General features: G+C 69.2%; 4 protein-coding genes. 3 read left to right on the plus strand and 1 reads right to left on the minus strand.

From position 1 onward, the window contains the following. The 3 genes from AC1DQP_RS16940 to AC1DQP_RS16950 all read left to right on the plus strand — a co-directional run. Nucleotides 1-926, plus strand: a 926-nt coding sequence (locus tag AC1DQP_RS16940; protein ID WP_478052055.1) for a heme/hemin ABC transporter substrate-binding protein, incomplete at its 5' end; no start/stop codon positions are given. Then, the gene (locus tag AC1DQP_RS16945) at nt 923-1,966 is read left to right on the plus strand and encodes a FecCD family ABC transporter permease (RefSeq protein ID WP_256776733.1); all 1,044 of its coding nucleotides are present in this window, start codon (nt 923-925) and stop codon (nt 1,964-1,966) included. The genes AC1DQP_RS16940 and AC1DQP_RS16945, both read left to right, overlap by 4 nt. After that, nucleotides 1,963-2,733, plus strand: coding sequence for a heme ABC transporter ATP-binding protein (locus AC1DQP_RS16950; RefSeq protein WP_478052056.1), 771 nt, complete (start codon nt 1,963-1,965; stop codon nt 2,731-2,733). The genes AC1DQP_RS16945 and AC1DQP_RS16950 overlap by 4 nt, the downstream gene beginning before the upstream one ends. 108 nt (nt 2,734-2,841) lie before the next feature. Here AC1DQP_RS16950 and AC1DQP_RS16955 read toward each other — a convergent pair. Further along, nucleotides 2,842-4,511 (minus strand): TonB-dependent siderophore receptor (locus tag AC1DQP_RS16955; RefSeq protein WP_478052057.1); only part of this gene is annotated, 1,670 nt, incomplete at its 5' end.

Genomic DNA, 4,511 nt, shown 5'->3' on the forward strand with positions numbered 1-4,511 from the left:
CTGCAACGCCGTCGGTCGGTACGCTGCCGGCCGGGTGGACCCGCGTGGATGGCGGCGCACTGCCGCGCCTGGTCGGGCAGTCCGCTGTGTTGCCGGCGACCGTGCGCTCCGATGACGGTGCCGAGGTCGAGGTGGACGACACCGGTCGCATCATCGTCGGTGGCGATGACGTGATCGCGGTGATCGATGCGTTGGGGCTGGGCAGGCAGGTGTTCGCCGCGCCCAAGAACACCACCACCGATTCCGGCCGCGCCGCACCACATCAGTTCCTGTTCAACCGCACCACCGGCGTGGAAGGCGTACTGAGCCTGCAGGGCTCGCTGTYCMTGGGCAACAGCCTGCGCCGGCATACCGAACTGGCGCAGAAACTGCGCGCGGTGGGCGAGCCGGCGGTGGTGGTCGATGACCTGCAACCGGCCCCGGACAAGGTGCGCAAGATCGCTGCCGCACTCGGCCTGGCCGCCGCCGGCGAGCAACTGGGCACGCAGGTGCAGCAGCAGCTGGATGAGGCTGCCGCGATCGGCAAGAGCATCGGTCGTGCGCCGCGCGTGATCCATGTGTCGGCCACCGGCGCTGGCGGCGCGCCGACCGTGGCCGGCGCGGACAGTGCATCCGCCAAGCTGATCGCCCTGGCGGGTGGTCTGAACATCGGCACCGAAGCCGGCGTGGCGAACTATTMGGCGCTGAGCAACGAGGGCGTGGTGGCGGCGGCACCGGAGGTGATCCTGGTGACCGAGCACGACCTGGCGCTGTTTGGCGGCGCCGAGGGCCTGTGGAAGGCCTATCCCACCCTGAAGCAGACCCCGGCCGGCCAGGCCAACCGGGTCTGGGTGATGCCGGACGTGCAGCTCAAGTACGCCAGCGTCGGCTCCGGCGTGGGCGCGCTGGCGCTGGCCAAGGCGTTGGCGGCGCTGCCGCCGGCATGAGTCCGGCCGATCGCCGCCGTCGACGTGGTCGCGGGATGCTGCTGCTGGCTGCCGCAGTGCTGCTGCTGGCGGTGCTGGCCTCGTTCGCGGTCGGGCCGTTGCGGCTGCCACCGTTGGAGGTGCTGCAGGCCATCGGAGTGAAGCTGGGACTGGTGGAGCCGCATGCAGTCAGCCGCCGTGATCTGGCGGTGGTCTGGCAGCTGCGCATTCCGCGCGCGTTGCTGGGAGCGATGGTGGGTGCGGCGCTGGCGATGGCCGGCGCCAGCCTGCAGGGGTTGTTCGGCAATCCGCTGGCCGATCCGGGCATCGTTGGCGTCAGCCAGGGCGCAGCACTGGGTGCAGTGGCGGCGATCGTCTTGGGCGCGGCCGGTGCCGCCGGCTGGATCGTGCCGGTGGCGGCCTTCGCAGGGGCAACGCTGGCGATCAGCCTGACCTACGCGTTGGCCAGGCCTGGCAAGGGCAGTGGCAATGCCACCCTGCTGCTGGTCGGCATCGCGATGGCGGCGTTCTGCTCGGCGTTGATCGGCTTTCTTACCTATATCGCCAGCGAGAGTGAACTGCAGTCGCTGGTGTTCTGGCAGATGGGCTCGCTGGCACGCGCGAGCTGGTCGGATGTGATCGCGGTGGCGCCGCTGTTCGCGATCGGGGTATTCGCGTTGCGGCGGCTGGCCACGCCGCTGGACATGCTGGCGCTGGGCGAGCGCCAGGCGCAGCACCTGGGCCTGGACGTGGCGCGCACGCGGCGCCGGCTGGTCGCCTTCAGCGCGCTGCTGGTGGGTGCGGCGGTGGCGTTCGCAGGTTCGGTGAGCTTTGTCGGGTTGGTGGTGCCGCACGTGGCACGCATGCTGGTCGGCCCCGGGCACCGCTGGCTGCTGCCGGTGTCGGGGGTGCTGGGGGCGGTGCTTATCGTGATCGCCGATACCGCCGCACGTACGCTGGATCCGCCTGCGGAAATCCCGCTGGGTCTGTTCTCGGCGGCGCTGGGGGCGCCGTTCTTCCTGTGGCTGGTGCTGCAGCAGCGCCGCAAGGACACGCCATGAGCGTGTTGCTGCGCCTGCGCGGGGTAGTCGTGCGCCGCCAGCAGCGCGAGATCCTGCATGGCATCGCGCTGGATTTCGTGCCGGGCACGGTCACCGCGCTGGTCGGCCCGAACGGGGCGGGCAAGTCGACCCTGTTGGCGGTGGCGGCGGGCGACCTGCCTGCCGATGAAGGCGAGGTGCTGCTGCAGGGCAAGCCGTTGGCTGGCTACCGGGCCGGGCCGCTGGCACGCGAACGCGCGGTGATGCCGCAGGAACACGGCGTGCGCTTTGCCTTCAGCGTGGAAGAGGTGGTGGCGATGGGGCGGCTGCCGCATCCGCCGGATCCGGTGCTGGATGATCTCCAGGTGGAGCGCGCGATCGATGCGGCAGAACTGCAGGCGCTGCGTCAGCGCGAGGTGCAGCAGCTGTCCGGCGGTGAGTCGGCGCGTACCACGTTCGCGCGCGTGCTCGCCCAGCAGACGCCACTTGTGTTGTTGGACGAACCCACCGCCGCGCTGGACCTGCGCCACCAGGAACGCACGCTGCGCAGCGTGCGCGCCCTGGCAGATGCCGGTGCCTGCGTGATCGTGGTGCTGCACGATCTGAATCTGGCGGCCGGGCATGCCGACCGCATCGTGCTGCTGGAACAGGGCAGGGTAGCGGCGGACGGCACCCCGGCGCAGGTGCTGACCGAAGCCCACTTGGGTCGCGTCTACCAGCAGCCGGTGATCGTGCTGCAGCACCCGCAGCGCGGCGTGCCGTTGGTAGTGGTCGCCGCCCCACCGTAGAGCCGACCGTTGGTCGGCTGCGCGGCATCCCCGATCAACGCCACCGTCCGGCGATGGACTGTTTCGCCGGGCGTTGGCCCGCACCCCCGGCGACCCGCCGACGCCTCATTACCAGCCGAACGTCGCCGTCGCCATGACCGTGCGGCCGCTGCCGTAGTAGCACGAGGACACGCCGGTGCAGGTGGACACAAAACGCTTGTCGGCCAGGTTGCTGGCGTTGAGCGCGAGCTGCACATGGGTGCTGCCGATCTGRCCGAGGTCATAGCGCAGCGCCGCATCGAACAGCGTGTAGGACCGAATGCGGTACAGGTTGGCGCTGTCGCCATAACTGACGCCGTTGTAGCGCGCACCCGCCGCCAGGCTCAGCCCGCGCAGCGCACCGTCCTGGAAGGTGTAGTCCGCCCAGAACGAGGCGCTGTAGTCGGGCACCATCGCCAGCGCTTTGCCTGCGTATGCGGCCGAGCGGGTCATCTCCGAGTCCATGCGCGAGGCCGCGCCGATCAGGCTGAAGCCGTCGATCGGGGTGATCCGGGCTTCCAGTTCGATGCCGCGCACGCGGCCTTCGTCACCCTGGATCGAACAGGTGGCGGTGCCGGTCGCGCCGCAGTTGCGATGGCTGGCCACCGGGTCGTCGACGATCATGTTCTGCTGGCGCAGGTCGTACACGGCCAGGGTGACCAACCCATCCACCGAGGCCGGCTGGTACTTCAGGCCCGCTTCCCACTGCGACCCGGTAACCGGTTCGAGGGCGGTGAGGGTGAAGCTGTCCAGCGGCGACTTGGTCGACGGCTGGAACGATTCGGCGTAGCTCACATACGGGGTGAGGCCGTTGTCGAACACATACAACAGTCCGGCACGGCCGGTGAAGGCTTCGCTCTTGATCACGCTGTGGCCGCCGGGGGTGGAGATGCCGGTGGCGATGTTGCGGTTGGCGCTGGTGCTGTCGTCCTTGGTCCAGTCGTAGCGGCCGCCCAGGGTCAGCCGCCAGTTGGCCAGTGCGATCTGATCCTGCAGGTACACGCCGCTCTGGCGGTTGACCCCGGCCGTCGGCGTTTCAGTGCTGACCGTGGGTGCGTAGGTGGAATACACCGGGTTGAAGATGTCGATCGGGCGCGGACTGCTCATCGCGCTGCGTACCCCTTCCCAGTCGGCGCGCTGCCAGTCCCAGCCGAGCAGCACGGTGTGCTCGGCCGCACCGATGGCAAAGCGTGCCTGCAGCCGGGTGTCGAAGGTGTCCCCCTCCGAATCGCCGGTGCCCATGACGCCGCGACGGTTCTGCGTGCGGCCATCGGCGTTGAGTGCACCGAAGGTCACCACGCCGCGGTACAGCGAATCCACGTGGGTGCGGCGCGCGTTCTGCGTGAGCGTGAGGTGGTCGTTGAACTGGTGTTCGAACATCCAGCCGGCCGTCCACAGGGTGCGGTCGAAGGTGTTCCAGCCGGGCTCGCCGATGAAGGTGCTGTTTTTCATGTAGCCGTAGCGCGTCGGGGTGAGCGTGCCCGCTGCCGGCAGGAACTGGTAAGTGGAGCCGCCGTCGTCCTTCTGGTACATGCCCAGCAGGGTCATTCGGGTGCGCTCGGCGATCTGCCAGGTGTAGCTGGGCGCCAGGAACCCGTGCTTCTGTTGCGTGTGCTGAATCTGGGTATCGCCATCGCGGTACAGGCCGACCAGGCGAAACAGGTGGTCGTTTCCAGAGGTGCCCGCACCCACATCGACGGCGGCGCTGTATTGACCATGGGCGTCCAGACCCAAACGCAGCTGTTGCCGCTGGTCAGGCG

The sequence above is a fragment of the Stenotrophomonas sp. P5_A8 genome (assembly GCF_056400545.1).

Excerpts from the sequence above, each read along its gene's own strand:
- AC1DQP_RS16945 (WP_256776733.1), top strand. The coding sequence starts at position 923 with ATGAGTCCGGCCGATCGCCGCCGTCGACGTGGTCGCGGGATGCTGCTG.
- AC1DQP_RS16950 (WP_478052056.1), top strand. The coding sequence starts at position 1,963 with ATGAGCGTGTTGCTGCGCCTGCGCGGGGTAGTCGTGCGCCGCCAGCAG.